Source organism: Pseudomonas sp. PARCl1 (assembly GCF_947311875.1).
Classification (GTDB): Bacteria; Pseudomonadota; Gammaproteobacteria; order Pseudomonadales; family Pseudomonadaceae; genus Aquipseudomonas; species Aquipseudomonas juntendi.
The window spans coordinates 1-26,219 of record NZ_CAMZMX010000044.1 but is presented as its reverse complement, the minus strand read 5'-3'; the positions used below and the strand labels follow the sequence as shown (position 1 = coordinate 26,219).

25 protein-coding genes are annotated in these 26,219 nt (G+C 58.5%); 14 read left to right on the top strand and 11 right to left on the bottom strand.

From position 1 onward, the window contains the following. Positions 1-13: 13 nt before the first annotated feature. The 3 genes from QME24_RS19940 to QME24_RS19930 all read left to right on the top strand — a co-directional run bounded on the left by QME24_RS19940 (position 14) and on the right by QME24_RS19930 (position 4,052). Positions 14-1,492 (top strand): aldehyde dehydrogenase family protein, encoded by a 1,479-nt coding sequence (locus QME24_RS19940; RefSeq protein WP_280091410.1) that lies wholly within the window; start codon positions 14-16, stop codon positions 1,490-1,492. A 95-nt stretch (positions 1,493-1,587) separates the two neighbouring features. After that, positions 1,588-2,904 carry an OprD family porin gene (locus QME24_RS19935; protein WP_280091411.1) on the top strand — a complete coding sequence of 439 codons (1,317 nt, stop codon included), beginning with the start codon at positions 1,588-1,590 and terminating at the stop codon, positions 2,902-2,904. Positions 2,905-3,026: 122 nt separating this feature from the next. Beyond that, a complete protein-coding gene (locus QME24_RS19930; protein ID WP_235767799.1) occupies positions 3,027-4,052 on the top strand; it encodes a helix-turn-helix domain-containing protein in 1,026 nt (341 codons plus the stop codon). Here the strand turns inward: QME24_RS19930 and QME24_RS19925 are convergent. Together QME24_RS19925 and QME24_RS19920 are read right to left on the bottom strand one after the other, a co-directional pair. After that, a complete protein-coding gene (locus tag QME24_RS19925) occupies positions 4,021-5,244 on the bottom strand; it encodes an MFS transporter (protein ID WP_281690976.1) in 1,224 nt (407 codons plus the stop codon). The two genes, QME24_RS19930 and QME24_RS19925, sit on opposite strands and share 32 nt — an antisense overlap. Before the next feature lie 178 nt (positions 5,245-5,422). Continuing rightward, entirely contained in the window at positions 5,423-6,439 is a 1,017-nt protein-coding gene (locus QME24_RS19920) for a carbon-nitrogen hydrolase family protein (protein ID WP_054905751.1), read from the bottom strand. A 228-nt stretch (positions 6,440-6,667) separates the two neighbouring features. On the opposite strand from QME24_RS19920, the gene QME24_RS19915 reads away from it, so the two are divergent. Then, positions 6,668-7,582 carry a 2-dehydropantoate 2-reductase gene (locus QME24_RS19915; RefSeq protein ID WP_280091413.1) on the top strand — a complete coding sequence of 305 codons (915 nt, stop codon included), beginning with the start codon at positions 6,668-6,670 and terminating at the stop codon, positions 7,580-7,582. A gap of 286 nt (positions 7,583-7,868) precedes the next feature. Here QME24_RS19915 and pobA read toward each other — a convergent pair whose 3' ends face one another. Beyond that, positions 7,869-9,044: a 4-hydroxybenzoate 3-monooxygenase gene (gene pobA / locus QME24_RS19910; protein WP_280091419.1), complete on the bottom strand. Its 1,176-nt coding sequence runs from the start codon at positions 9,042-9,044 to the stop codon at positions 7,869-7,871. A gap of 535 nt (positions 9,045-9,579) precedes the next feature. Here pobA and QME24_RS19905 point away from each other — a divergent pair. From QME24_RS19905 to QME24_RS19895, 3 genes are read left to right on the top strand one after another with little or no spacing between them, the layout of a single operon-like run. Next, entirely contained in the window at positions 9,580-10,740 is a 1,161-nt protein-coding gene (locus QME24_RS19905; RefSeq protein ID WP_054905753.1) for a PAS domain-containing sensor histidine kinase, read from the top strand. Positions 10,741-10,745: 5 nt separating this feature from the next. Next, positions 10,746-12,191 (top strand): ATPase domain-containing protein, encoded by a 1,446-nt coding sequence (locus tag QME24_RS19900; protein ID WP_054905754.1) that lies wholly within the window; start codon positions 10,746-10,748, stop codon positions 12,189-12,191. Between the two features lie 11 nt (positions 12,192-12,202). Beyond that, positions 12,203-12,556 carry a response regulator gene (locus QME24_RS19895; protein ID WP_054905755.1) on the top strand — a complete coding sequence of 118 codons (354 nt, stop codon included), beginning with the start codon at positions 12,203-12,205 and terminating at the stop codon, positions 12,554-12,556. A 42-nt stretch (positions 12,557-12,598) separates the two neighbouring features. On the opposite strand, the gene csrA is transcribed toward QME24_RS19895, so the two are convergent. The 8 genes from csrA to QME24_RS19855 form a co-directional block, all read right to left on the bottom strand. After that, on the bottom strand, positions 12,599-12,796 hold the full coding sequence (gene csrA, locus QME24_RS19890; protein ID WP_009683195.1) for a carbon storage regulator CsrA: 198 nt from the start codon (positions 12,794-12,796) through the stop codon (positions 12,599-12,601). 253 nt (positions 12,797-13,049) lie between these two features. After that, positions 13,050-14,072: a DNA topoisomerase IB gene (locus QME24_RS19885; RefSeq protein WP_054905756.1), complete on the bottom strand. Its 1,023-nt coding sequence runs from the start codon at positions 14,070-14,072 to the stop codon at positions 13,050-13,052. 56 nt (positions 14,073-14,128) lie between these two features. After that, positions 14,129-15,220 (bottom strand): molybdenum ABC transporter ATP-binding protein, encoded by a 1,092-nt coding sequence (gene modC / locus QME24_RS19880; RefSeq protein ID WP_232892474.1) that lies wholly within the window; start codon positions 15,218-15,220, stop codon positions 14,129-14,131. Position 15,221: 1 nt separating this feature from the next. Beyond that, the gene (gene modB, locus QME24_RS19875) at positions 15,222-15,902 is read right to left on the bottom strand and encodes a molybdate ABC transporter permease subunit (RefSeq protein WP_054905758.1); all 681 of its coding nucleotides are present in this window, start codon (positions 15,900-15,902) and stop codon (positions 15,222-15,224) included. Continuing rightward, positions 15,902-16,624: a molybdate ABC transporter substrate-binding protein gene (gene modA / locus QME24_RS19870; RefSeq protein WP_232892485.1), complete on the bottom strand. Its 723-nt coding sequence runs from the start codon at positions 16,622-16,624 to the stop codon at positions 15,902-15,904. Before modA ends, modB begins: the two co-directional genes overlap by 1 nt. Before the next feature lie 176 nt (positions 16,625-16,800). Continuing rightward, positions 16,801-17,877 carry a nitronate monooxygenase gene (locus tag QME24_RS19865; RefSeq protein ID WP_280091414.1) on the bottom strand — a complete coding sequence of 359 codons (1,077 nt, stop codon included), beginning with the start codon at positions 17,875-17,877 and terminating at the stop codon, positions 16,801-16,803. A 39-nt stretch (positions 17,878-17,916) separates the two neighbouring features. Continuing rightward, positions 17,917-18,087, bottom strand: a complete 171-nt coding sequence (locus QME24_RS19860) for a hypothetical protein (RefSeq protein ID WP_165944137.1) — start codon at positions 18,085-18,087, stop codon at positions 17,917-17,919. Positions 18,088-18,094: 7 nt separating this feature from the next. Further along, a complete protein-coding gene (locus QME24_RS19855) occupies positions 18,095-18,397 on the bottom strand; it encodes a DUF1883 domain-containing protein (protein WP_003250918.1) in 303 nt (100 codons plus the stop codon). A gap of 159 nt (positions 18,398-18,556) precedes the next feature. Between QME24_RS19855 and QME24_RS19850 the strand changes: the two genes are divergently transcribed. The 7 genes from QME24_RS19850 to ahpF all read left to right on the top strand — a co-directional run bounded on the left by QME24_RS19850 (position 18,557) and on the right by ahpF (position 25,728). Further along, on the top strand, positions 18,557-18,916 hold the full coding sequence (locus QME24_RS19850) for a hypothetical protein (protein ID WP_161893070.1): 360 nt from the start codon (positions 18,557-18,559) through the stop codon (positions 18,914-18,916). Between the two features lie 145 nt (positions 18,917-19,061). Continuing rightward, positions 19,062-19,712 (top strand): c-type cytochrome, encoded by a 651-nt coding sequence (locus tag QME24_RS19845; protein ID WP_235767794.1) that lies wholly within the window; start codon positions 19,062-19,064, stop codon positions 19,710-19,712. After that, positions 19,709-20,623, top strand: a complete 915-nt coding sequence (locus tag QME24_RS19840) for a c-type cytochrome (RefSeq protein ID WP_054906214.1) — start codon at positions 19,709-19,711, stop codon at positions 20,621-20,623. Before QME24_RS19845 ends, QME24_RS19840 begins: the two co-directional genes overlap by 4 nt. 272 nt (positions 20,624-20,895) lie before the next feature. Beyond that, on the top strand, positions 20,896-21,735 hold the full coding sequence (gene galU / locus QME24_RS19835; protein WP_009683182.1) for a UTP--glucose-1-phosphate uridylyltransferase GalU: 840 nt from the start codon (positions 20,896-20,898) through the stop codon (positions 21,733-21,735). A 188-nt stretch (positions 21,736-21,923) separates the two neighbouring features. Then, a complete protein-coding gene (gene gorA / locus QME24_RS19830) occupies positions 21,924-23,279 on the top strand; it encodes a glutathione-disulfide reductase (RefSeq protein WP_054906213.1) in 1,356 nt (451 codons plus the stop codon). A gap of 180 nt (positions 23,280-23,459) precedes the next feature. Further along, positions 23,460-24,023 (top strand): alkyl hydroperoxide reductase subunit C, encoded by a 564-nt coding sequence (gene ahpC, locus QME24_RS19825; protein WP_004375926.1) that lies wholly within the window; start codon positions 23,460-23,462, stop codon positions 24,021-24,023. A 127-nt stretch (positions 24,024-24,150) separates the two neighbouring features. Then, positions 24,151-25,728 carry an alkyl hydroperoxide reductase subunit F gene (gene ahpF, locus QME24_RS19820; protein ID WP_054906212.1) on the top strand — a complete coding sequence of 526 codons (1,578 nt, stop codon included), beginning with the start codon at positions 24,151-24,153 and terminating at the stop codon, positions 25,726-25,728. The last annotated feature ends 491 nt before the right edge of the window (positions 25,729-26,219 follow it).

Sequence of the window (26,219 nt, the reverse complement as noted above, 5' to 3'; positions counted from 1 at the left end):
CTAGGAGTACATCATGAGCGAGCAAAAAACCGATCGTTACGCCGATTTGAATCTTTTGCCAATTGCAGGCAAATGGCGCGAGGGTCGCGCCGGCAAGGCCCTTCAAGACACCAACCCTTATAGCGGTGAAACCTTGCTCCAGATCGAGCAGGCAAACCGTGAAGATCTCAATGAAGCCTATGCTGCGGCCCAAGAGGCACAAGTAGCCTGGAAAGAAATGGGCCCTGCTCAACGGTCTGGGATTATGTTGCGTGCGGTTCAGATCTTCGATGAACGCAAGGAAGAAATCATCGAGTGGATCATCAAAGAATCAGGCTCGACCCGCATCAAAGCTCAAATTGAATGGGGGGCTGCGCGTAGCATCACCCTGGAATCGGCTTCGTTCCCTGCACGTGTCCATGGCCGCATTCTGCCCTCCAATGTTCCAGGCAAAGAGAACCGCGTTTACCGCGAACCACTGGGCGTTGTCGGCGTAATCAGCCCGTGGAATTTCCCATTCCACCTGACACAGCGCTCTGTAGCACCTGCACTGGCTTTGGGTAACGCAGTCGTCATCAAGCCTGCGAGCGATACACCCGTGACTGGTGGTCTTCTCAGCGCTCGTATTTTTGAAGAAGCAGGCGTACCGGCTGGAGTAATCAGTGTTCTGGTCGGCCCTGGCGCAGAGATCGGCGACGCCTTCGTTGAGCACCCGGTTCCCAAATTCATTTCCTTCACAGGGTCGACCCCGGTTGGAGCGAACATTGGCCGTATTGCCAGTGGCGGGGAGCACCTGAAACATGTGGCACTTGAGCTGGGCGGTAACAGCCCGTTCGTGGTCTTGGCTGATGCCGATCTCGATCAAGCGGTAGCGGCTGCGGTCATGGGCAAATTCCTGCACCAAGGGCAGATTTGCATGGCCATCAACCGGATCATTGTGGAAAGCCCTCTGTACGATGCGTTCGTCGACAAATATGTAGCGCGGGTCAAAGCCTTGAAGGTGGGTGATCCAAGCCTGTCTGACACCGTGATCGGCCCAGTGATCAACCAAAAGCAGCTTCAGGGCCTGGTTGAGAAGATTCATCGCGCCCATGAAGAAGGGGCCAAGCTGGTAGTAGGCGGAGAGCCTAATGGTCAGGTACTACCGCCGCATGTGTTTGTTGACGTCACAGCGAACATGGAGATTGCCAGGGACGAAATCTTTGGGCCGCTCGTAGGCATTCAGAAGGCTGACAGCGAAGCACATGCTCTCGAGCTGGCAAACGACAGTGAATTCGGACTGTCGAGCGCCGTGTTCACTGGCGACCTGGAACGTGGTGCACGTTTCGCTCGCAAGGTCAAAGCCGGGATGACTCATGTGAACGATATCCCCGTGAATGATGAAGCTCATGCTCCATTCGGAGGGGAGAAAAACTCGGGGCTTGGCCGATTCAATGGTGAGTGGGCGATTGAAGAGTTCACAACTGATCATTGGATCAGTGTTCAAAGCGTTCCTCGCAAGTATCCGTTCTGATCGAAAAAGCTCGATAATTTAAAGCTGTTCCAGCTGGCTCCCATGATGGGAGCCAGCTGTGATTCACCATCCAAAAATAATAAAGGTGAGAAGTAATGCATAACTTCCCTCAAGGGTTGTATGGGGCGCTCGTCCTGGGTATTTCTATTTCAATACCTTTTTCAGTCGCGCACGCTGACTTTCTAGATGATACTTCCGTCAGTTTAGGAATGCGCAATGCCTATATTGACCGCGACTTTCATCAGTCCGATGCACCAAAATCCCGTGTTGGCAGCTGGAGCCAAGGCTTCGATCTGCGTATAAACTCAGGTTACACGGAAGGGCCCGTTCAGTTCGGCCTGGATGTCGATTCCCAATGGGCCTACAGGCTTGACGGAGGCGGCGGCAGAGGCCCGGATAGCGTCTTGCCCTATCACGCTTCAAGCCAGTCACAAGCTCGAGTTTACGGGCGTACAGGTGTAACAGGTAAAGCCCGGTTCTCAAAAACTGAGCTCAAGGTCGGCGAGCTTCGCCCGATGTTACCAGTAGCCTACATTGATGACTCGCGCCAATTAGTGACCACCTACCAAGGCGCTCTCATTGAATCTAAAGAGATTGACGGTCTTAGTGTTACCGCAGGCAGGATCACTGAGATCGCATCACGCGAGTCATCTAACAGAGAAAAGATTTACTTAATGACCGGGAGCGGTCGAGTAGCCCGCAGTGACGGCCTAAATTTTGCGGGCGGAACTTACGAGCTAAGTAAATCGCTTTCCGAAACATACTTTTACGGCCAGCTGGAAGACATCTATAAGCAAAATTATCTCGGATTAGCTCATGTTCTTCCATTCGGGGATGGATATAGCCTGAAGACTGATCTTCGCTATTACCATAACACCGAAGATGGCGCGGCGCTTTACGGGGATATCGACAACCAGGCATATGGCGTCATGACTGCCCTGAAAAAAGGAGGTCATACATTCACAATTGCCTACCAGCGCATGCTTGGTGACGATGGGTTCCCCGTTTTCAATGGCTATGCTCCGCAACCCTACTTGGTTAACTGGTCGACGTTAGGCTTCTTCAAGCCAAACGAAAGCTCATGGCAAGCCCGTTACGACTATGACTTCGCCGCTTCCGGTATTCCCGGCCTGCGTTTCATGAATCGATACATGAGAGGTACGGGTATTGATCGTGGCGATAACCTTGATAAGAACGTGGAGAGCGAACTCAACCTGGTTCTAAACTATGTGATCCAGAGTGGCCCACTCGCCGGCCTTGGTTTTGAATGGCGGCACATTGATGTCAAGACTCGATATGGTTCTGCCACCTTGGCAGGAGCAGATTACGACGAGAACCGCTTGATCACCACCTATACCTACAAGTTTTGGAATCCTCCCAAGGCGCTCCATTCCGGGGCGTCCTGCACATGAGTGAGCATAGGCGCTCTGCAATTTGTTAATCTACAGGCCGCCGAACACTCCATGTCACCAAGACGGCATCTTCGGTACAAAACTTGCTTGACTCACTCTTATTTGTAGGTGGGGCTTTCGAAATGGGTACATTCATCACCACTGCAGCCGTCCCCGGATCGGATGTGCCTAGCTTCTGGAACGAGATCAGTAAAAAATACTTCGTGGAACTCAAATGTAGCCTTGGTTCCAGGTTGGCTCACAGCGCTAGCACTTCTTTTCAGGCCTCGCTCTCCCACAATGCACTCGGAAATCTCGATCTCATCGACCTCCGTGCTACCCCGCACGCGGTACAGAGAGCAAACAATCACACTCAGTCCGAGGAATTTTTCATACTCAGCCTTCTAACTGAGGGTGTTTGTGAACTTTCTCAAAATGACAGAATGTGCCGAGTCTACCCCGGGCAGTTGGTGCTGTATGACACAAGAAGCGAATACAAGGTCGAGCTTCTCGAAACTTTCAGAATGTGCTCCATTAGGATTCCAGTGGACACAATGCGGCTTTATTCTCCTGCGGCAAGCAATGCCGTGGCCCTGCCTATCGATACCATGACCGGCATCGGCAGAATTATTTCAAATTTGATGCTTAATATATTTGAAGAGAAAGAGAGCAGTCCAGATATTAAAATGGACGATCTGGCAAAACCTTTGTTGGAAATGTTAAGCATAGGCCTTGATGGCGTCTGCGGAGTCAATGAGAAGCCAAATTCACGTTTATCTAATTATCACGCTGGAAGGGTAAGGCAATTCATTGAGGATAATCTTTATGATCCTGGTTTGACTGTAGATGCTGTAGCGACTGCCCTGAAAATGTCTTTGAGCTCGGTGCATAGAGCATTCGTGCATCAGCCATTGTCCGTAGGTGAGTTTATTGTTAGGCGGCGAATTGAAGCATGCCAGCAAGATTTGATTAGCCCAGTCACAGCCAACCGCTTGATTAGCGACATCGCCTATGACTGGGGTTTTTCAAGTAACGCGCACTTTAGTCGAGCGTTCAAAAAATATACTGGCCTGAGCCCTCGTGAGTACCGGTCGCTGCACTCACAAGGAACCCAAGAGGCGGGTAAGAAAACTCCCCTCAAGCCTGTGTTGCCAAGGGAGCACCTTTAGCCTTTAACGCGAGTGGAGCTGTCTCCACAAAAGCGATTGAGACGACAGCGATAGCTGCGAACGCCACCCCCACCATTATCATTGGATATTGCAATCCAAACTGGTCAGCCAACCCACCTGCAACAATGGGCATGACAACGCCACCGAGCATTTCTCCGACACAGGTTGGAATACCTACTGCACTGCCTACAATGCGGCTTGGTACCGTTTCTGCGGGAATGATTGCCAGGAAAATAGGTGCAGTACCAAACCCAAAAATCCCCGCAACGAACAGCAGCCCGAACATGGCCGCCGGTAGTAATGGGTACAAAGCAAATATCAGCATCAAAACGCTGTACACAGCGGCGCAGGCGACCATGATTGGCTTCCTGCCCAAACGGTCTGAGATGGCGGGCATCGCGATCATGCCGATGAAACCACCAAAGCCCCAGCCGGAGATGATGATTCCGACTGTATCAAGCTCAAGCCCAACGACCTTTGTTAGGTAGAGCGCGACGAAAGTGGAGAATACGAATAGTCCAGTCTGGAAGAAACATCCGGCAACCGTTGCTACCCATATATTCCGGTAACGCAAGGCTGCAAACGCTCCAGCATTCTCGTGTGGTGAATTTTGTCCAAGTGGCGCATTCGGCTCCTTCATAACCTTGGCAATACAAAACGCTAAGATCAAACCAGGAATGCCAACCACAACAAACACCATCTCCCATGGCATGTAGTTATTAAGTTGAGTGGCGATGATGGGGCCCAGACCGATTCCAAGCAGGGGGAAAAATGCCTGATGGATCCCTAAGTTCATCCCCTTTTTTTCGGGCCGTGATGCCATGGCGATTGCAGCTACGCTGGTGCTGAATACGCCACCTTCTCCTACGCCCAGCAAGCCTCGAACCACGAGCATACTGGTGAAGCTTTTTGCCAATGCAGTCATCCAAGTCATCAGGGAGAAAAAGACGCTGGAATAAATAAGGACTCTTTTTCGTCCATATTTATCGGACAAACTCCCCAGCACCCAAGTTGATATCGCCCAAGTGAACGCCAACACAGATGCTACAGCTCCTGCCTGCATGTTGTTCAAACCAAGCTCCGGAATAATAACCGGGAACAGGTATAGAACCACAAATCGGTCAAGCCCTACTATACCGAAAAGCAAGGCAAGCAAAAGTACAATCTTAAACTCATACGTCATCGATTTCATGATGTGCTTGTGACCTTTGAATTCAAATTTTAATGTTATTTAAAAACCAAAGCCGTAAGCTACACCGGACACCAGGCGCACGCGGCGAAATTTTTCATAGGAGCTCCACAAGTATTGTTATTAGGCAGTGAGCTGAATTGCAGAGAGGTCAACATCTTCGTGTTGAATCTCACCACTCTCAATTTATTTCGGGTACTTCCTCCGACTGGATAATGTTGGTTTCGTCTATTTGACCTTCATTGATGACCACAACGGGTCGGCGTGGAGACTTGTTTAACAAAAGTTGAGTAACATCAGGTCTCGAGTAATGACCGGCGGGATCAGCAGCGAGCTTAGCGAGACTCAGCACTCCCAGATCCAAATCTGCAAGTAGTAGCCCTTCAGAATGCTCATCGATTGGAGAAGCTAAAGGCGAACCATCTGGGCCAAAAATTCGGGCGTGCCCACCACCCTCAGGCAAAAGCTTTCGAGCGTCATCGTTCATGCACAGGATTTCAATCATCTCCGGGCTGACAACGGAGCTGGGTGCGATGACGAAGCACTGACCTTCAACTGCATACGTCTGGGTGACAGCCGTGTTCACCTCAGGCCCAAGCGAGTAGGCAACGTCCCTATACAGTGAGAAGCTGGGCCAGGCTGCGATATGTATCTGCTCGTGCTGCGCATACATTGCATATTTGGTAAGTGGCTGGACATGCTCCCAGCAACACAGTGATCCGATCTTTCCGAGACTGGTGTCAACGACTGTCAGGTCGCTGCCATCCCCTTCACCAAACAAACAGCGCTCCACTAGCGTGGGCTTGAGCTTTCTGCGTGTGCTTAACGTGACGCCTTTATTGCTGATCAAGGCCTGAGCCATATACAGGCTGCCCCCTGATCTTTCGCTGAATCCAATAGAAAGGTGAATATTGTGACGCTTGGCCGCCTCCTCAAGTCGCCTGTATTCGACGCTGTCGACCATCATCGAATTATCGTGGTAACGCTGGACGAACTGCATCGACCAGGCGGGCGTGCCCAGCCACAGAAAGAAGGGGTAGCCTGGGAAGAAATTTTCCGGGAAAGCGATGAGCTCAACGCCTTCTTGGGCCGCTTGCCCGATAAGGCCAATAGCTTTGTCGATAGTCGCGTCAAGGTTGAGAAAAACGGGAGCTGCCTGGACGGCTGCTACCCTAAAAGAAGGGTGTGAGACTGGCATGGCGGTGTCCTCTTGGCCTGGGTCGGCCTCAGTCTAATCGCCGCTTGAATCCGCCTTTTGATCATCCATGTCAGGGAAATTGCTCCAATATCCCAGTCTACAATCGACCAGTTCCTATCCCAAAAAATATAAGCTTTGTCTATTTTCACATCGAAAATCATTTATTTGTCTGATGCGGCGTTGCGTGATTTCATGAGGTGCGACGAATCTAAATACTGTGGAGATATCATGAGAATTGCAGTCATTGGCGCCGGGGCTATGGGTGGACTTTTTGGAGCGCGCTTGGCGCTTGGCGGGCAAGAGGTATCCCTGATTGATGCATCCGAGCCAACCATCCAGGCAATCAAGCGCCAGGGCCTGATCCTCAAATCACATGGTGGCTCCAATACCCTGATGTTGCCTGTCGGGCGCGCGGATGACTTCCAAAACCCATTCGATCTACTCATCATTTTCACCAAAGGCTTTCACACCTCAGCGGCGATTGAGTCGGTAAAGCACCTGGTCGGCCCTAATACCTGGGCAATGTCTGTTCAAAATGGCCTGGGAAACGCTGAGCGAATCGCTGCAGTCGTACCAAATGAGCGCATCATTGTCGGTATGACCAATTTCCCCGCAGACTTGATTGAGCCGGGTGTAGTCAGTAGCCACGGTGAGGGGCATATCAACATCTGGACTGCCAGTGGCGAGGATGATGCCAACGTCCATCACATTGCCGAAGCCTTTACTGCAGCTGGATTGGAGTGCATTGCCAACCCAGACGTGCAAGTGGCAATTTGGGAGAAGGTCGCTTTCAATGCGGCACTGAATTCTCTCTGCGCAGTGAGTGGCCTGACTGTAGGCGGTGTCGGAAAATCGGAGCAAGGCAGAAGCTTGGCTAGCCAGATCATCAAGGAAACGGTTGCAGTCGCGAATGCCAGTGGAATTGCTGCTCAGCAAAGTAACGTAGCAACCGCCATCCAACACGCGTTTGATAATCATGTAAGCCACAAGCCATCCATGCTTCAAGACGTAGAAGCACGTCGCCGGACGGAGATCGACTTCATAAACGGTGCCGTCGCTGATCGTGGCCGGAATGCGGGTGTTGATACCCCTGTGCTGAGAACGCTTGGTGACTTGGTCAAGCTGATCGAAAGCGGCTATTGATTGAAAGACGCTTGGCTCCGAGGCCAAGTGCAACGTTACTGAATCAGGGTGTTGCATCATGCTGAAAAAGTAAGATGCAATGCCCTGGTGGCTACCCAACCAAACTGATCTGTCACATACCGATTTTGTCCGGCTAACACTGCGAACACGATCTCGACACCTGCTGCTCCCACCTTTCCTGTCTCACAGCATGAATATTACATACTGCAAGTGAATTCGTAGGCTGCCACGCAATACGCCACCGGCATCTCTCGATACCAATGGCGTTGCTGGAGATTTCTCAGATTCAGTCAATAGATTCGTAAGGCAATCCAACGTAGTTCTCAGCCACGCTCTTCCGACCTGTTTCAGACGACACGAAGTAATCCAGCTCAGTTTCGTGAATTCGCTGGCTGAACGAATCTGTACCTGCGAAGTTGTGGAGCATGGAGGTCATCCACCAGGAAAAGCGTTCTGCCTTCCATACACGACGCAGGCATATCTCTGAGTATTTGTTCAGCAGATCGGTACGACCATCCTTATAGACCTTGACCATGATGCGATACAACGTATTCACATCACTCGCTGCCAGATTCAGGCCTTTGGCTCCGGTCGGAGGAACAATGTGTGCGGCATCACCCAGAAGGAACATGCGCCCGTATTGCATTGGCTCTACGACAAAGCTTCGCAGCGGGGCAATGCTCTTTTCAATCGACGGGCCAGTGACCAGGCGGTTGGCCACATCCTCCGGCAGACGACTTTTCAGCTCACCCCAGAATCGCTCGTCTGACCAGTCCTCGACCTTTTCCTGAGCATCTACCTGGACGTAATAGCGGGTACGGGTTGGGGAGCGCATGCTGCACAGCGCAAACCCACGCTCATGCCGGGCGTAGATCAGTTCTTCATCCACTGGCGGGGTGTCGGCAAGAACACCCAACCAGCCGAAGGGATACACTCGCTCAAAGGCCTTGATTTTATCTGCCGGGATCGACTGGCGAGATACACCGTGGAAACCGTCACAGCCAGCCACGTAGTCGCAGTCAACCCTGACCGTCTCACCGTTCTTCACGAAGGTGACATAGGGCTTGTCACTCTGCAGGCCATGTGGCTGCACGTCATCAGCATCGTAAATGCTAAGTCCGCCAGCACCCTTGCGAGTCTGCAGGAGGTCGCGTGTGACCTCAGTCTGACCGTACACCATCACGGTTTTGCCACCGGTCAGAGCTTTCAGGTCGATATGTTCGCTCCGACCGTCGAACGCCACTTTGAACCCGTCGTGAATGAGGCCTTCTTCATCCATTCGAGCACCTACGCCTGCCTCCCGAAGCAGGTCAACAGTGCCCTGTTCAAGAACGCCTGCGCGAATGCGGGAGAGGATGTAATCGGGGTCTTTGCGTTCGATGATGATGTTGTCGATGCCAGCGTTCAACAGCAGGTTTGGTAGCCGATTTAATGATGGAAAAAATTTTAGAAAATATAAGATTGTTCGAGGAGGAGGCACTTTGGGCTTACGAGCGCTGAGGAAAGCTTACGAGAGCTGAGCTTAATTTTAAGTGCCGGCTACCAAATGGCTACCAAGCTCTCAAAAAGACCAAAAATAATGAAGGATATAGGGGAGGAGGGCAAACGCTAGAAGCTTGGTTGTACGTGGTCTACAGCCCTTTATGTAGGTGCAATGGCATGACATAAAAGGCGTTGACAGTCAGCAGATTTTAAGTCTGCTGTGTATACCAATTCCACCACACTCGCACGCTTGAAGGGGTCGTGAACGACCGGCTCGCTTCTAAGCAGAAGGGCTTTGCAATCAAGCGCGCTTTATAACCCATTGTTATAGTTGAGTCAACCGCAGCACCTATGATCTACAGATGAGAGGGCAGTTGTAATGGGCAATTGACACGTTGCAGTCATTAAGCCACTGTTACAGATTGGTTGGATCCAAGAGTGTCAAGGGATGGCTCAAGGCTGGGCACACCGGGTTACGTTCATTTTGTCCTTCCTGCTGTGCCAGTGGAGTATGCATGGTTTCAGCTGATAGCATCGACCGCCCCGACATGCCCGCCCACCGTTATGAACAGCTGGTTCAGTCGGTGGTGGACTATGCCATCTACATGCTCGACCCTTCTGGGCATGTGGTGTCGTGGAATGCAGGCGCGCAACGGATCAAGGGTTACAGCGCCGACGAAGTGGTCGGCCGGCACTTTTCGCTGTTTTTTACCCCGCAGGACTGCGCTGACGGCCGCCCTGAGTGCCTGCTGCGCCAGGCGCTCGAGCAGGGTGTGGCACAGGATGAAGGCTGGCGGGTACGCAAGGATGGCACGCAGTTCTGGGCGTTGGCCGCGCTGGATGTGATTCGCGACGAAGACGGCCAGATCGTCGGCCTTGCCAAGGTCACCCGTGACATTACCGACCGTCGTGAGTCTGCCATGCAATTGGATGCCATGCGCGCCCAGCTGTTCCAGGCGCAGAAGCTTGAGGCGCTTGGCCAGTTGACCGGTGGCCTGGCGCACGACTTCAACAACATGCTGACCATCATTCTCAGCTCGGCACGCCTGGCGCAGACTACCCAGGACCCGGTGCGGGCGCAGCGCATGCTGCAGCACATCATCGATGCCGGGCAGCGCGGCACCGAGCTGACTCAGCAATTGCTCAGCTTCGCCCGCCACCGCCAGCTCGATGTGGCCAGTGTTGCACCGGCTGCCCTGGTTGCCGCCACCCGTGGCCTGCTGGAGCATGCGTTACCCAGTGCGATCACGCTGACGGTGGTGCTGCAACCGGACCTGCCGCTGATCGAAGTCGATGCCGGGCAGCTGCAAATGGTCTTGCTCAACCTGTTGTTCAATGCCCGCGACGCCATCAGCGGCAATGGCCATATCGACCTGAGGGTGGAGCTGGTCGACTTGGCCGGCGAGGTGGAAGGGCTGCACGGCCGCTTTGTGTGCTTTGGGGTGGAGGACAGTGGCGAGGGTATCGCGCCCGAAGTGCTGCCACGCATCTTCGAGCCATTCTTCACCACCAAGCCCTTTGGCAAGGGTACTGGCCTGGGCCTTAGCCAGGTGTACGGCTTCGCCAGGCAGAGCGGCGGCGCTATTCGTGTCGATAGCGCGCCGGGTCGTGGAACTTGCATGCAACTTTATCTGCCAATGTATCAGAATCAGGCACCCAGCCCACTCGACAGGTAGACAACATGGCACAGGCACTCAGGCGGCTGATAACGGGCATCGACGGGCTCGATGCGTTGCTCAGGGGTGGCCTGGTGGCTGGCGCCTCCTACATCGTTCAAGGGCCACCGGGTGCCGGCAAGACCATTCTTGCCAACCAGCTGGCCCATAACCACGTGCGTGACGGTGGTCGGGTGCTGGTGGCTACCTTGCTCAGCGAGTCACATGAACGCTTGTTCCAGTACCTGTCGACGCTCGCGTTCTTCGACCAGGGGTTGATTGGTGACCAGATCCAGTTCGTCAGCGCTTTCGACACCCTGGAGCAGGAAGGGCTGGAGGCTGTGGTGCGCTTGCTGCGCCAGGAAATCACCCGGCAAAAGGCCAGCCTGCTGATCGTCGACGGCGTGCTCAATGCCCGCGCCCGTGCACACACCACGCTCGACACCAAGAAGTTCGTCTCCGAACTGCAAGGCCACGCGGCGTTCGCGGGTTGTACCGTGTTGCTGCTGACCAGCGCCCGGCTGGAGGAGGGGAGCCCTGAGCACACCATGGTCGATGGGGTCATCGAGCTGGGTGAGCAGTTACTGGGCAGCCGTGCCGTGCGCCATGTCCAGTTACGCAAAACCCGCGGCAGTGGGGCGTTGTCGGGGCGCCACGAGTGCCTGATCGACGAAGCCGGCATGCACGTGTTTCCGCGCCTGGAAGCGCTGTTCAGCCAACCCAGCCAGGTCGCCGGCGGCAATGTGGGGCGCGTCACCAGCGGGGTACCCACGTTCGATGAAATGCTCGGCGGCGGGCTGGCGAACGGTTCGGTCAGCTTGTTGATCGGCCCGTCCGGTATTGGCAAGAGCTCGTTGTGCCTGGCATTTCTTGGCGCCAGTACCGCGCAAGCGCCAGGCTTGCATTTCGGCTTCTATGAAACGCCCGAGCGCCTGCGCAGCAAGGCCGCATCGCTGGGGTATGACTTTGCCGCGATGGAGCAAAGCGGCAGTTTGCAATTGTGTTGGCAACCCACCACAGAGGGGTTGCTCGACCAGGTGGGCGCGCGGCTGCTGGAGCGGGTCGCCGCACTGGGCAGCAAGCGCGTGGTGATCGACAGCCTGGGGGCATTCAGCCGCCTGGCCACCGACCCGGCCCGCCTCAATGCGTTCTTTCGCGCGTTGACCGGTGAGCTGCGCGCGCGCGGCGTCAGCGTGATGCTGACCTGGGAAATGCGCGATATTTTCGGCGCCGAGATCAGCGCACCGGCGCCGGACCTGTCGAGCATCGTCGACAACCTGATGCTGATGCGCTTTGTGGAACTGGACTCGCAGCTGCGGCGTATGCTGTCGATCCTCAAGGTGCGTGACAGCCACCATGACCCGGCCTTGCACGAGCTGCTGATCGGGCCCCAGGGCATCACGCTACACAAGGCGTTCGCCGGCAACAGCGGGGTGCTTTCGGGTACGCCGGTGCCGCAGGACGGCGGGTGACAGGCGGGGCAATGAACACCATTCTGATCGTCGATGACGAATACTTGATCGCCGATATCCTGGCCTTCGCCCTGGAGGAGGAAGGTTACGAGGTGAAAAAGGCCATCAACGGCAAGAAGGCGCTGGAAATGCTTGTGGCCGAGAGCGTGCAGTTGGTGATCACCGACTACATGATGCCGGTGCTCAATGGCGAGGAGCTGGTGCGCGCCATGCGTGACTGCTCGGCGCTGCGCGAGGTGCCAGTCATTCTCATGAGTGGCGCACAGGCCAGCCAGGTCTGTCCTGCCCTGTTCGAGGCCATTTTCGACAAGCCATTCGATATGGACAAGATGATTGCGAAGGTGCGTGAGCTACTGAAAGCCTGAAGCCTGCGGCCGAGCGCATCCATGCGCTTGGTCAGCCGGGGTTCACTGTGAATCGTCGTGCTTTTCCGGGGCTGGGCTGCCGGCCTGGATACGCTTGAAGATCTCTTCACGATGGACCTGTACATCCTTCGGTGCATCGATACCGATCCTCACCTGCATCCCTTTGACGCCCAGAATGGTGACTTTGATGTCATCATTGATGACGATACTTTCGCCAACCTTACGGGTGAGTATCAGCATGTAGTTCTCCTTGGTGATAATAAAGTCCGCATGGCTAACTGCCGCGGCGGCGGGAGCGGGTCCCTGTTCCTTCTCATTAAAGACGCTTTCGGCGGATAGTAATTCCCCGACAGAAAAATTCTGTTGCGTACCTTCACTTGCAGGTGCCAAAGCAAACCGTCAGCGATTTGTCGGCCAAGGTGCTCGGTGGCAAGAATAGGGCCGTTGGCGGCCAATGGGAAATTTCTTCGCATCATGGCTTAAATAGACAGGCTTAATGACCGTCCTGTTCCTCTAGGGCTTGAAGAAATACCAGCAAAGCCACCTCTTCAGGGTCCAGGCCTTTGCGTACGCGGTGCTTTGGCAAGTCCGCCAGGCGGCCCAGGGCGTAGTGTTCGAGTACGGCGGGGTGGATGTAGCAGCGGCGGCAGACCGCCGGGGTATTGCCCAGGCGCGTGGCCACCTGGCGAACGATGGCGGCCACCTGGCGTTTGGCCTCGGCCTCCGGTTCCCAGGCCAACGGCCTGAGCAGGTCCAGCGCCAGGCTGCTGCCAGCCCAGGTGCGGTAGTCCTTGGCGGTGAAGTCGGCACCTGTGAGTTGCTGCAGGAACTGGTTGACCTCGGCCGAGCCGACGCTATGGCGCTGGCCGTCGGCATCCAGGTACTGGAACAGCGCCTGCCCGGGCAGTTCCATGCAGCGCTTGAGCAGGTTGGCCAGGCGCCGGTCATTGAGGGTGACGTTGTGCTCGACACCGCGCTTGCCGCGGAACTGGAAGCGAATGCTGCTGCCCTTGACCTCTACGTGGCGGTTGCGCAGGGTGGTCAGGCCGTACGACTGGTTGTCGCGCAGGTAGCGCTGGTTGCCAATGCGGATCAGCGTGTGGTCCAGCAGGCTCACCACCAGTGCCATGACCTTTTCCCGGTCCAGCCCTGGGCGTGCCAGGTAGGTTTCCAGTTGTGCCCGCAGTTTCGGCAAAACCTGGGCGAAGGCCAGCATGCGGCCGTACTTGTGTTGGTCGCGCAGTTCGCGCCATTGCACATGGTAGCGGTATTGCTTGCGGCCACGCGCATCACGGCCGGTGGCCTGCAGGTGGCCCTGGGGGTCGGCACAGATCCACACGTCGGTGTAGGCCGGGGGGATCACCAGGGCGGCAATGCGTGCCAGGGTGTCCTTGTCGCGGACCCGTTCGCCATCGGCGTCCAGGTAGATGAAGCGGTCGCGCCAACGGCGCCGGGCCAGGCCTGGCTGGCTGTCTTCGACATAGTGCAAACTGCGCGGCAGAGGGCAGTCGAGCATGGTGTTTGGCCTCGATCAGATCACTGATCAATGGACAACACGCGTGCCAGGTATGCTCAGCCCAGTAGCGCCACCGATTTGATCTGGGCGTACACGACCTGCCCCGCGTGCAGGGCGAGCTGCTCTGCCGAAAACCGGGTAATGCGCGCGAGCAGCAGGTTGCCGCCAGCGTCCAGGCTGACCAGTACATGCGCCGGGTTGGCCGCGGGGCGGGTTTCGCGCACCTGTACCGGCAAACGGTTGAGGATGCTCGAGGTGCTGTCAGCTGTCAGTGCCAGGCTTACGTCACGCGCCTGCACCTTGACCCGCAAGGTGTCGCCCAAGGCCCGGGCGGCATGGGCGATGCGTAGCAAGGGCCCATGTTCGCCGGGCAGGCGCAGGTCGAGCAGATCGTAGTGCGGGTCGTGCCCCACCACCCGGCCTTCGAACACCACCCCAGCGTCGTCGTCCTGGGCCAGCGGCAGATCGAGGCGGGCGAGGGTTTCGCCAATGGGGCCGCTGGCCACGGCTCGGCCGTGTTCCAGCAGCACCAGGTGGTCGGCCAGGCGTGCCACCTCATCTTGTGCGTGGCTGACATACACCAGCGGGATGTCCAGCTCACCGTGCAGGCGTTCCAGGTACGGCAGTATCTCGCGCTTGCGTGGGCCGTCGAGGGCGGCCAGCGGCTCATCCATCAATAGCAGCTGCGGGCTGCTGAGCAGGGCGCGGGCGATGCCAACCCGCTGCGCCTCACCACCCGACAAAGTCGCCGGGCGGCGCTCCAGCAAATGGCCGATACCCAACAGCTGGCTGGCCTGGCCCAGGCTGACTTTGCGTTCGGCGGCCGCAAGGCGGCGCCAGCCGAATTCCAGGTTGGCGCGCACCGACAGGTGTGGGAACAGGCTGGCCTCCTGGAATACATAGCCCACCGGGCGTAGGTGGGGAGGGCGGAAATAACCACGGCTGCTGTCCTGCCAGACCTCGCCGTTGACCTCGACATAGGCGTTGGCAGCCCGCTCCAGCCCCGCCAGGCAGCGCAGGCAAGTGGTCTTGCCAGAGCCGGACTGACCGAACAGGGCACTGATGCCGCGGCCGGGCAAGTGCAGGTCTACGTCCAGGGTAAAGTCGTCACGTGGCAGGTTCAGGCGCGCCACTATCGATGCAGTCATCTCAGCTCCAGCCGGCTTTACCGCGGCGCCCGGTGTACAGCAACAGCAGCACCAGGAACGAGAACACCAGCATGGCGCCGGCCAGCCAGTGTGCTTGTGAATATTCCATGGCCTCGACGTGATCGAAGATCTGTACCGAAACCACGCGCGTCTTGTCGGGGATGTTGCCACCGATCATCAGCACCACACCGAATTCACCCACGGTGTGGGCGAAACCGAGAATGCTGGCGGTGACGAAACCGGGGCGCGCCAGCGGCAGCACCACATGGAGGAAACAGTCCCACGGGCTGGCGCGCAAGGTGGCCGCGACCTCCAGCGGGCGCTGGCCGATGGCGGCAAAGGCGTTCTGCAACGGCTGGACCACGAAGGGCATGGAATAGACGGTCGAACCAATGACCAGGCCGGTGAAGCTGAACACCACGGTGCCCAGGCCCATGGCCTGGGTGGCCTGGCCGAGCCAGCCGTGGGGGCCGAGGGCGATCAGCAGGTAGAAGCCGATGACGGTCGGTGGCAGCACCAGCGGCAGCGCCACCACCGCGCCCACTGGCCCGCGTAGCCAGGAGCGCGTGCGCGCCAGCCACCAGGCGACCGGCGTGCCGATGATCAGCAGGATCACCGTGGTCAGGCTGGCCAGTTTGACGGTCAGCCAGATGGCACCCAGGTCACTGGCATCCAGCGGCATCAGATTTCATAACCGTAGGACTTGATCAGGGCGGCGGCCTTTGGCCCCTTCAGGTATTCGATCAGGGCCTTGGCGGCAGCGTTGTCCTTGCCTTTGTCGAGCAGTACGGCGTCCTGGCGGATCGGGTCGTGCAGGTTGGCCGGTACGATCCAGGCCGAGCCTTGGGTCACTTTACCGTCCTTGAAGATTTGTGACAGCGCGATAAAACCCAGTTCGGCATTGCCGGTGGAGACGAACTGGAAAGCCTGGGTGATGTTCTGGCCTTCGACGATCTTGCCTTTGGTGGCCGCGGTAAGCTGCAGTTTGTCCAGTACCTGGGTGGCGGCCAGGCCGTATGGCGCGGCCTTGGGGTTGGCGATGGCCAGGTGGCTGAATGCGTTCTGTTTCAGCACCTCGCCCTTGGCGTCGACGTAGCCTTCTTTCGCCGACCACAGCGCCAGGGTGCCGATGGCGTAGGTGAAGCGTGAACCGGGGACGATCTGCTTTTCTTCCTCGAGCTTTTTCGGGGTTGTGTCATCGGCGGCAAGGAACACCTCGAAGGGCGCGCCGTTCTTTATCTGGGCGTAAAACTGCCCCGTGGCGCCGTAAGCCGCGACCAGTGTATGGCCGGTGTCGTGTTCGAAGTCCTTGGCAATGGCCTGGATGGGCGCCGTGAAGTTCGCCGCGACGGCCACTTGAACCTCGTCGGCCCAGGCGGTGTTGAAGGCAAACAGACTGGCCATGGCAGGGAAGGCCAGGTGAGACGGGCGGATACGCATGCAGGCAGCTCCTTGAGGTATCGTTATATTCACAACTATATAGCGATAGGCCAGTTGCCGGGAAGGGCTGCAGGGTGCATTCGCAAGGATGGTGTGATTGCGGGCTAACGAAAGGTTGCCGCAGGCCGCACAGGCGCGGTCTACCCGGCAACCCTGGCCAGTGCCTTGGCCGCGATCTCCCGGGTCAGCGCCTCGGCCGGCATACGCCGCCCCAACCGCAACGCCTGCCCTGACCACAAGTTGCTGAAGTCGCTGTTGCCCTGCGGCTCGGTGATTGCCCTTAACGGCATCAATGCCCCGCCCGCCAGCGGAAACGCTGGTGCCAGCGCGCTCATCGGCCCCAGCTCGCGCATGATACGGTTGTTGATGCCGCGGGCCGGGCGGCCGGTAAACAGGTTGGTCAGCGCCGTGTCACTGGCAGGCGCACTGTCCAGCGCCTGCCGATGTGCTGGCGAAACCTTGGCCTCGGGGCAGAACAGGTATGCCGTGCCGATCTGCACGGCAGATGCGCCCAGGGCCAGGGCCGCCACCAGGCCGCGATGGTCAGCGATGCCACCGGCGGCGATGACCGGCACGCGGACTGCGTCGGCCACCTGCGGTACCAGGGCAAAGGTGCCGATCTGGCTGGTGATGGCGTCGCTGAGAAACATGCCGCGATGGCCGCCGGCTTCATAACCCATGGCGATGATGGCGTCACAGCCGTTGCGCTCCAGCCAGACGGCCTCTTGCACGGTAGTGGCGGTGCAGAGCACCTTGGCACCGCTGGCCTGTACCCGTTGCAGCAGGTCGGCCTGGGGCAAGCCAAAGTGGAAGCTCACCACTTCCGGCCGCAGTTGGTCGACCAGTTGGCAACTCGCCTCATCGAAAGGCGCACGGTTCGAGACCGGGGTGGGCGCCGCGAAATCCGCCCCCACTTCGCTGTAGTAGGGGGCGAGCGCCTGCTTCCAGCGCGCGTCGCGCTCGGCGTCGGGCGCGGGTGGCTGGTGGCAGAAAAAGTTCAGGTTCAAGGGGCGCCCCGGGCAGCCGGCGCGGAATGCAGCAATTTCGGCGCGCACCTGCTCACCGTTGAGCATGGCGCAGGGTAGGGCGCCCAGGCCGCCGGCCGAGCCCACCGCAATGGCCATGGCCGAGCCGGTTGCCCCCGCCATGGGGGCCTGCAGAATGGGCAACTCGATGCCCAACAGGTCGAGGATGCGGCGGTCGGGCCAGTGGCGCATGCGAGGTCTCCTTGCGCTGGGCGAACGGTGCGGCGGCTACTACAGGGCCTTGCTGACCTGAATGTCGCTGATCTTGTCGGCGTCTTCACCATGGATTTTGCGCAAGGCTTCGAGGGCTTGCGCCTGCGAGGCGTCGGGCATCAGCGCGAAGTCCCAGCGACGCTGGCCGTCGAGTTTGTATTTGATCACGTACTTGATGGTCTGGGTCATGGTGGCCTTATCTGAGTTTCGACGACGAGCGACGGATGATCTTGATCTTGTGGGTCAGGGTGGGCTTGCGAGTAACCGAGATCGGGCGGGTGGTCACGGTATCGATGGTGATATTCCAGAAACCGGTGCTGGGCACGGTGATCTTCGCCGGAAACTTCTCGAAGTGGCCGCCGTGGTAGGTATGACGGCCGCCGTTCTTGAAGCTGCGGAAATTGGCGTCGTTCATCAGGCGGATATTGCAGCGCTGGGAACACTCGATGACGACGATGTCGTCCTCATTGAGGTGCTCGCGCTGGTGTACGAATTTCATGTGATGCTCCGCAAGGTTTGGTTCAGCAAAGGCAAAAGATACCACGATGTGCCGTTATACTGCCGCGCTGTTCGCCGGGCTTGGATAATTCTGCCAAAGCACGGAGCAAAACTGCCTGACGGTGGTCGAACGGGGTTCGTACAAGTTGAGGTATGACAGATGAAGTGGATGGTGGCCGCGTTGACACTGGCACTGGGTGGCTGTGTCAGTGTTTCCGAGTTGGAGCAATCGCATGCGACCCTGGATGTGATTTCTGGCAAGACGCCCCGGGAGTATGCCGATTGCGTCAAGGCGCAGCTTGCCGACAGCCGTGACCCACTGGTGGAAGAGCGGCGCGGTGACGGCCTGCGCCTAACGGTGCCGCAGAAGCTGACAGCAGGTGCTGGCCCGGCCGCCCTGCTGGATATCGATGAGCGTGGCGGCGGCAGCAGCATCAAGCTGCATGAGCGGCTGAGCAACTTCCCGTTGCGCCTGGGCGATGTGCGCACGGCAGCTACCCGCTGCATCTCGGGGAGTTGATCTGAGGCAAGTAAAGGGCGGTTAATGGGCTATTGGCCATCAGATCGGCCGGCCTGACGTTGTTGCGATTTCCCCGACGGGGCTAGTATCCATTTGCTTATGTTTTTTAAGCCTAAGCTTATAACAAAAGAAATGGAGATTCGTGATGACACCGTTGAGTCGCGTCGTGATCGGCAGCCTGCTGATCCTGGCCTGGCCCGGGGCGCATGCCGCCGATGGCCAGAAAATTTTCACCCAAGGCGGGGCCAACCCCGCCGCCCTGGCTTGCCTGGGTTGCCATGGCCCGGACGCCAAGGGCATCGCTGCGGCGGGCTTTCCGCGGCTGGCCGGCCTGCCGGCTGCTTACCTCAGCAAGCAATTGCATGATTGGCGCAGTGGCAGCCGCAAGCAGGCGGTGATGGAACCGTTGGCCAAGGCCCTGAGCGAAGAGGAAATCACCGCCGTCAGCAGCTACCTGGCCAGCCTGCCGGCAGTCAAGGTTGTTGATGGGCGCCGCCAGCAGATTGCCGGTGACCCTACCACCCGCCTGGCCCTGTACGGCGACTGGGACCGGCATATCCCTGGTTGCGTGCAATGCCACGGTCCGGGTGGCGGTGGCGTTGGCGAGCACTTCCCGCCTTTGGCCGGGCAGCCTGCCAGTTACCTGGTGGCGCAGCTCAATGCGTGGCGCGACGGCAGCCGCAGCAATGACCCGAACCAGCTGATGGTCGGCGTGGCAAAGGCCATGACCGATGACGAGATCAAGGCTGTTGCCGAGTTCTTCGCCCGCCCCGCCAGCCAGGAGATCAAACCATGAAACCGCTGATCCCTGCTCTGTTGCTGCTGGTTGTGGGCAGTGCCCAGGCCGCGCCTATCGCCATGGAAGATCAGTCGCAACTGAAGGTCCCCGGCAAGCAGACCGCCCCGCAGTTCACGCCCCCGGCGGAAGACGAGCTGCCCGCCAATGCCTTCGGCAAGATGGTGCGTGAAGGCCATGCCTTGTTCGTCGATACCCGCCGGCTGATGCCCGAGGCGGTGGGCAACGGCATGAACTGCAGCAACTGCCACCTCGACCAGGGGCGTATGGCCCATTCGGCGCCACTGTGGGGCGCGTACCCCATGTACCCCGCCTATCGCAAGAAAAACGACAAGGTCAACACCTTTGCCGAGCGCATCCAGGGCTGCTTCCAGTTCAGCATGAATGGCAAGCCGCCGGCCGCGGACAGCCCGCAGATGACGGCGCTGTCGGTGTACGCGTACTGGCTGTCGACCAAGGCGCCGACCGGCGTCGAAATTGCCGGGCGCGGTTACCCGGAAGTCGCGCAGCCTGCAGGCGGGTACGACTTCACGCGTGGCCAGCAGGTGTACCGCGAGCAATGCGCGATTTGCCATGGTGACAACGGTGAAGGGCAGAAAGTGGCGGGCGAATATGTGATGCCGCCGCTGTGGGGCAAGGACAGCTACAACTGGGGCGCCGGTATGCACCGTATCAACACGGCGGCATCCTTCATCAAGTATAACATGCCACTGGGCAAGCCGGGCAGCCTCAGCGACCAGCAGGCCTGGGATGTTGCGGCATGGATCAACCGGCATGAACGGCCGCAGGATCCCCGCCTGGTAGAAGGCTCTGTCGAGAAGACGCGGGTGAAATTCCATGCCAATGACGGCGTGAACCTGTATGGGCAGAAGGTCGATGGCGTGCTGGTCGGGCAGGGGACCGGTAGCTGACGGGTGCCTGTAGCGAACGCTTGGCGGGTAAACCTGGCCTGCAACGGTGGTTGTGGAAGCAGGTTTACTCGCCAGGAGGCCACCACAGGCATGCGTGAGCTGTGGCATTTCACTTGCATGTCTGCTGGCGATATTTGCGATCCCTCGGAACTATCTACACTTGCTTATCTCTATCTACCCATCGGTTGGCCGCAGGTCAGGCATTGTAAGGTTTGTGCCGCCTGATTAGACTGCGCCGAATTCCACAGGCCTAGCCTTTTGTAAGGACGTATATGATCAAGAAATGCTTGTTCCCGGCAGCCGGCTACGGTACGCGCTTCCTGCCTGCTACCAAAGCCATGCCCAAGGAAATGCTGCCGGTGGTCAACAAGCCACTGATCCAGTATGGCGTTGAAGAGGCATTGGATGCCGGCCTGAGCGAAATCTCCATCGTGACCGGCCGCGGCAAGCGCGCCCTGGAAGATCACTTCGACATCAGCTACGAGCTGGAAAACCAGATCAAGGGCACCGACAAGGAGAAATACCTGGTCGGTATCCGCCGTCTGCTGGACGAGTGCTCGTTCTCGTACACCCGCCAGACCGAAATGAAAGGCCTGGGCCATGCCATTCTCACCGGGCGCCCGCTGATCGGCGACGAGCCGTTTGCAGTGGTGCTGGCGGACGACCTGTGCGTCAACCCGGAAGGTGACGGCGTGCTGACCCAGATGGTCAAGCTGTACAACCAGTTCCGCTGCTCGATCATCGCCATCCAGGAAGTCGACCCTCAGGAAACCAACAAGTACGGTGTCATCGCCGGTGACATGATCCGTGACGACATCTTCCGCGTTACCAACATGGTCGAGAAGCCCGCACCGGAAGATGCACCTTCGAACCTGGCGATCATTGGCCGTTACATCCTGACGCCGGATATCTTCGACATCATCAAGAACACCGAGCCAGGCAAGGGCGGCGAAATCCAGATCACCGACGCGCTGATGCAGCAGGCGCAGAACGGCTGCGTGATCGCCTACAAGTTCAAGGGCAAGCGCTTCGACTGCGGTGGCGCCGAGGGCTACATCGACGCGACCAACTTCTGCTTCGAGAACTACTACAAGACTGGCAAGGCTTACTGATACAGCCGCTGCTTGTAGCAACATTGCGATGACTGGGGCCGCCGCGCGGCCCTTCGCGGGCAGGCCCGCTCCTACAGATACCGCGCACGCCTTTGGCGTGCGCCCACCTGATGGGAGCGGGTCTGCCACGAAGGGCTGCAAAGCGGCCTCAGTGCGTTATGCTGGTCGCCTGCTAGGAGAGAGAACACATGGCCTACGATTTTGATCTGTTCGTGATTGGCGCCGGCTCCGGCGGGGTGCGCGCTGCGCGCTTTGCCGCTGGTTTTGGTGCAAAAGTGGCAGTGGCTGAAAGCCGTTACCTGGGCGGCACCTGTGTCAACGTCGGCTGCGTGCCGAAAAAGCTGCTGGTCTACGGTGCGCATGTGGCCGATGAACTGGAACAGGCTGCCGGTTACGGCTGGTCCCTGGAAGAAGGGCACTTCGACTGGGGCACCCTGATTGCCAACAAGAACCGTGAGATCGAGCGCCTGAACGGCATCTACCGTAACCTGCTGGTGAACAGTGGAGTGACCCTGCTGCAGGGGCACGCGCGCCTGACCGGGGCCAATGAAGTGGAAGTGGAGGGCCAACGCTACAGTGCCAGGCACATCCTGATCGCCACCGGTGGCTGGCCGCAGGTGCCGGACATTCCAGGCAAGGAACTGGCAATCACCTCCAACGAAGCCTTCTACCTCAAGAGCCTGCCACGCCGGGTGCTGGTGGTCGGCGGTGGCTACATCGCGGTTGAGTTCGCCGGTATCTTCCAGGGCCTGGGGGCGGCTACTTCGCTGCTGTACCGTGGCGACCTGTTCCTGCGCGGTTTCGATGGTTCGGTACGTACCCATTTGAAGGAAGAGCTGGAAAAACGCGGCCTCGACCTGCAGTTCAATGCCGATATCCAGCGCATCGACAAGCTTGAAGACGGTAGCCTGAAGGCCACGCTCAAGGATGGCCGCGAGTTGCAGGCCGACTGCGTGTTCTATGCCACCGGCCGACGCCCGATGCTGGACAACCTGGGCCTGGAAAACACCGGCGTCGAGCTGGACGAGCGTGGCTATATCCGGGTCGATGAACAATACCAGACGACCGCGCCGTCGGTCCTGGCCATTGGTGACGTGATTGGCCGGGTGCAACTGACCCCGGTGGCGCTGGCCGAAGGCATGGCGGTGGCGCGGCGCCTGTTCAAGCCCGAGCAGTACCGCCCGGTGGACTACCAGAACATCCCCACAGCCGTGTTCAGCCAGCCGCCAATCGGTACCGTGGGGCTGACGGAAGAACAGGCGCTGGCGGCAGGGCACAAGGTGCAGATATTCGAAAGCCGCTTCCGCGCCATGAAACTGACCCTGACCGACATCCAGGAAAAGACCCTGATGAAGCTGGTGGTCGATGCCGACACCGACAAGGTGCTGGGCTGCCACATGGTCGGCCCTGATGCCGGCGAGATCATTCAGGGCCTGGGTATTGCCCTGAAGGCCGGCGCCACCAAGCAGCAATTCGACGAAACCATCGGCGTGCACCCGACGGCCGCCGAAGAGTTCGTCACCCTGCGTACGGCTAGCCGTTGATCTATGCGTTACGTTGAAGGGGCGGGGCAGCCCGCTCCTACAACTGAGTCTTCTATCAAGTACCTCTGGCTATAGCCAAAACCAATCACGAGCATGAGCTTTGCCAATGAGCCTTCAGCGGGATGATTAGTTAGGATTCTATCCATCAACTGATTCCAACCCCATGAAGGAGCGTCTCTCATGCCAATCATCAACAGCCAGGTCAAACCGTTCAACGCTACCGCCTACCACAAAGGCGAGTTCGTGCAGGTCAGCGAAGCCGACCTGAAAGGCAAGTGGTCCGTCGTGTTCTTCTACCCGGCCGACTTCACCTTCGTTTGCCCGACCGAGCTGGGTGACCTCGCCGACAACTACGCCGAGTTCCAGAAGCTGGGCGTGGAAATCTACGGCGTGTCCACCGACACCCACTTCACCCACAAAGCCTGGCACGACACGTCGGACACCATCGGCAAGATCCAGTACCCGCTGATCGGTGACCCAACCCACGTCATCTCGCGCAACTTCGACGTGCTGATCGAAGAAGCTGGCCTGGCCGATCGCGGTACCTTTGTGATCAACCCGGAAGGCCAGATCAAGATCGTGGAACTGAACGACGGTGGTGTAGGCCGCGATGCAGCTGAGCTGCTGCGCAAAGTGAAAGCTGCCCAGTACGTTGCTGCCCACCCAGGCGAAGTTTGCCCGGCCAAGTGGAAAGAAGGCGAAGCCACCCTGGCGCCATCGCTGGACCTGGTCGGCAAGATCTAAGGCCATGCGCGCAACAACGCGGGCGGTAGGCAGCCGCCAAAGCTGAACAAGCTACCGCCCCGTCAAACGCCCGGGCGACCTCGCCTGGGCGTTTTTGTATCCGAGTATTGAAGAAGGAATCGCCCGTATGTTGGACGCCACGCTTAAATCGCAACTGAAAACCTACCTGGAGCGGGTCACCCAGCCGATCGAGATCGTTGCCTCCCTCGACGACGGCGCGAAGTCCCGTGAATTGCATGACCTGCTGGTGGAGATCGCCAGCTTGTCCACACTCATTACCCTCAGCGCGGACGGCACCGATGCCCGTCGCCCATCGTTCTCGTTGAGCCGCCCGGGTGCTGGCGCCGATGGCAAAGGTATCAGCCTGCGCTTCGCCGGAATCCCCATGGGCCACGAATTCACCTCGCTGGTGCTGGCACTGCTGCAAGTCGGCGGCCACCCTTCCAAGGCCAGTGCCGAAGTGATCGAACAGATCCAGGCATTGGAAGGCGAATTCACCTTCGAAACCTATTTCTCGCTGTCGTGCCAGAACTGCCCGGACGTGGTCCAGGCGTTGAACCTGATGGCCGTGCTCAACCCCAACGTGCGCCACGTGGCCATCGACGGCGCGCTGTTCCAGGGTGAAGTGGAAGCGCGCAAGATCATGGCAGTACCGAGCATCTACCTGAACGGTGAGTTGTTTGGCCAGGGGCGCATGGGCCTGGAGGAAATCCTCGGCAAGATCGACACCAGCGCCGGTGCGCGCCAGGCCGAGAAGATCAACGCCAAGGACGCTTTCGATGTGCTGGTTGTGGGCGGTGGCCCGGCTGGCGCGGCGGCTGCCATCTACGCAGCGCGCAAGGGCATTCGTACCGGCGTGGCTGCCGAGCGCTTCGGTGGCCAGGTACTCGACACCCTGGCCATCGAAAACTTCATCTCGGTGCAGGAAACCGAAGGGCCAAAACTGGCGACTGCACTCGAAGAGCACGTCAAGCAGTACGACGTCGACATCATGAACCTGCAGCGCGGCGAAGCATTGGTTCCGGCCACCGACGGCGGCTTGCATGAAGTGCGCCTGGCGGGCGGCGCATCGCTCAAGGCCAAGACCGTGATCCTGGCCACCGGTGCCCGCTGGCGTGAAATGAACGTGCCGGGTGAGCAGGAATACCGCGCGCGTGGCGTGGCCTACTGCCCGCACTGCGACGGCCCGTTGTTCAAAGGCAAGCGCGTGGCGGTGATTGGTGGTGGCAACTCGGGTGTTGAGGCCGCCATTGACCTGGCCGGTATTGTTGCCCAGGTGACGCTGATCGAATTCGACAGCCAACTGCGCGCCGACGCGGTGTTGCAGCGCAAGCTGCACAGTTTGCCTAATGTGAAAGTGATCACCAGTGCGCTGACTACCGAGGTGCTTGGCAACGGCGAGAAAGTCACTGGCCTGCGCTACAAGGATCGCGCCACGGACGAGCAGCATGAAGTCGCGCTGGAAGGCATCTTCGTGCAGATTGGCCTGTTGCCGAACACCGACTGGCTCAAAGGTACCGTCGAGCTGTCACCGCGCGGCGAGATCATTGTCGATGCCAAGGGCCAGACCAGCATTCCAGGGGTGTTCGCTGCGGGGGACGTGACCACCGTGCCGTACAAGCAGATCGTGATTGCGGTGGGTGAGGGGGCCAAGGCTTCGCTGGCGGCCTTCGACCACCTGATCCGGACCTCGGCACCGGCGTAAGCCTGGGCTGGCCCTGCCTTCGAAGGCGGAGCAACTGTCTTTCTCAAAATTTGAAAAAGCCTGCGTGATTCACCTGTAGGAGCGGGCAAGCCCGCGAAGCAGGCGACGCGGTGTCTGGCACCGGCAGCGCCGGTGTTCGCGGGCATGCCCGCTCCCACAGGGTGTCTGCGTTGGCTTGGAGTTGCCGCCGTACTTGCAGGAGCAACTGTCTTTCTCAAAATTTGAAAAGCCTGCGCGATTCACCTGTAGGAGCGGGCAAGCCCGCGAAGCAGGCGACGCGGTGGATGGCACCGGCTGCGCCGGTGTTCGCGGGCATGCCCGCTCCCACAGGGGGTCTGCGCTGGCTTGGAGTTGCCGGCGTACTTGCAGGAGCAGCTGTCTTTCTCAGAATTCGAAAAGCCTGCGCGATTCACCTGAACTGCGCCCCTGACGTTGGACAAAAATCCAACCTCAGGGGCGTTTCATATGAGCAAGTACACCAGACAGTTTAA

Excerpts from the sequence above, each read along its gene's own strand:
- QME24_RS19940 (WP_280091410.1), top strand. The coding sequence starts at position 14 with ATGAGCGAGCAAAAAACCGATCGTTACGCCGATTTGAATCTTTTGCCA.
- QME24_RS19935 (WP_280091411.1), top strand. The coding sequence starts at position 1,588 with ATGCATAACTTCCCTCAAGGGTTGTATGGGGCGCTCGTCCTGGGTATT.
- QME24_RS19930 (WP_235767799.1), top strand. The coding sequence starts at position 3,027 with ATGGGTACATTCATCACCACTGCAGCCGTCCCCGGATCGGATGTGCCT.
- QME24_RS19925 (WP_281690976.1), bottom strand. The coding sequence starts at position 5,244 with ATGAAATCGATGACGTATGAGTTTAAGATTGTACTTTTGCTTGCCTTG.
- QME24_RS19920 (WP_054905751.1), bottom strand. The coding sequence starts at position 6,439 with ATGCCAGTCTCACACCCTTCTTTTAGGGTAGCAGCCGTCCAGGCAGCT.
- QME24_RS19915 (WP_280091413.1), top strand. The coding sequence starts at position 6,668 with ATGAGAATTGCAGTCATTGGCGCCGGGGCTATGGGTGGACTTTTTGGA.
- QME24_RS19905 (WP_054905753.1), top strand. The coding sequence starts at position 9,580 with ATGGTTTCAGCTGATAGCATCGACCGCCCCGACATGCCCGCCCACCGT.
- QME24_RS19900 (WP_054905754.1), top strand. The coding sequence starts at position 10,746 with ATGGCACAGGCACTCAGGCGGCTGATAACGGGCATCGACGGGCTCGAT.
- QME24_RS19895 (WP_054905755.1), top strand. The coding sequence starts at position 12,203 with ATGAACACCATTCTGATCGTCGATGACGAATACTTGATCGCCGATATC.
- csrA (WP_009683195.1), bottom strand. The coding sequence starts at position 12,796 with ATGCTGATACTCACCCGTAAGGTTGGCGAAAGTATCGTCATCAATGAT.
- QME24_RS19885 (WP_054905756.1), bottom strand. The coding sequence starts at position 14,072 with ATGCTCGACTGCCCTCTGCCGCGCAGTTTGCACTATGTCGAAGACAGC.
- modC (WP_232892474.1), bottom strand. The coding sequence starts at position 15,220 with ATGACTGCATCGATAGTGGCGCGCCTGAACCTGCCACGTGACGACTTT.
- modB (WP_054905758.1), bottom strand. The coding sequence starts at position 15,902 with ATGCCGCTGGATGCCAGTGACCTGGGTGCCATCTGGCTGACCGTCAAA.
- modA (WP_232892485.1), bottom strand. The coding sequence starts at position 16,624 with ATGGCCAGTCTGTTTGCCTTCAACACCGCCTGGGCCGACGAGGTTCAA.
- QME24_RS19865 (WP_280091414.1), bottom strand. The coding sequence starts at position 17,877 with ATGCGCCACTGGCCCGACCGCCGCATCCTCGACCTGTTGGGCATCGAG.
- QME24_RS19860 (WP_165944137.1), bottom strand. The coding sequence starts at position 18,087 with ATGACCCAGACCATCAAGTACGTGATCAAATACAAACTCGACGGCCAG.
- QME24_RS19855 (WP_003250918.1), bottom strand. The coding sequence starts at position 18,397 with ATGAAATTCGTACACCAGCGCGAGCACCTCAATGAGGACGACATCGTC.
- QME24_RS19850 (WP_161893070.1), top strand. The coding sequence starts at position 18,557 with ATGAAGTGGATGGTGGCCGCGTTGACACTGGCACTGGGTGGCTGTGTC.
- QME24_RS19845 (WP_235767794.1), top strand. The coding sequence starts at position 19,062 with ATGACACCGTTGAGTCGCGTCGTGATCGGCAGCCTGCTGATCCTGGCC.
- QME24_RS19840 (WP_054906214.1), top strand. The coding sequence starts at position 19,709 with ATGAAACCGCTGATCCCTGCTCTGTTGCTGCTGGTTGTGGGCAGTGCC.
- galU (WP_009683182.1), top strand. The coding sequence starts at position 20,896 with ATGATCAAGAAATGCTTGTTCCCGGCAGCCGGCTACGGTACGCGCTTC.
- gorA (WP_054906213.1), top strand. The coding sequence starts at position 21,924 with ATGGCCTACGATTTTGATCTGTTCGTGATTGGCGCCGGCTCCGGCGGG.
- ahpC (WP_004375926.1), top strand. The coding sequence starts at position 23,460 with ATGCCAATCATCAACAGCCAGGTCAAACCGTTCAACGCTACCGCCTAC.
- ahpF (WP_054906212.1), top strand. The coding sequence starts at position 24,151 with ATGTTGGACGCCACGCTTAAATCGCAACTGAAAACCTACCTGGAGCGG.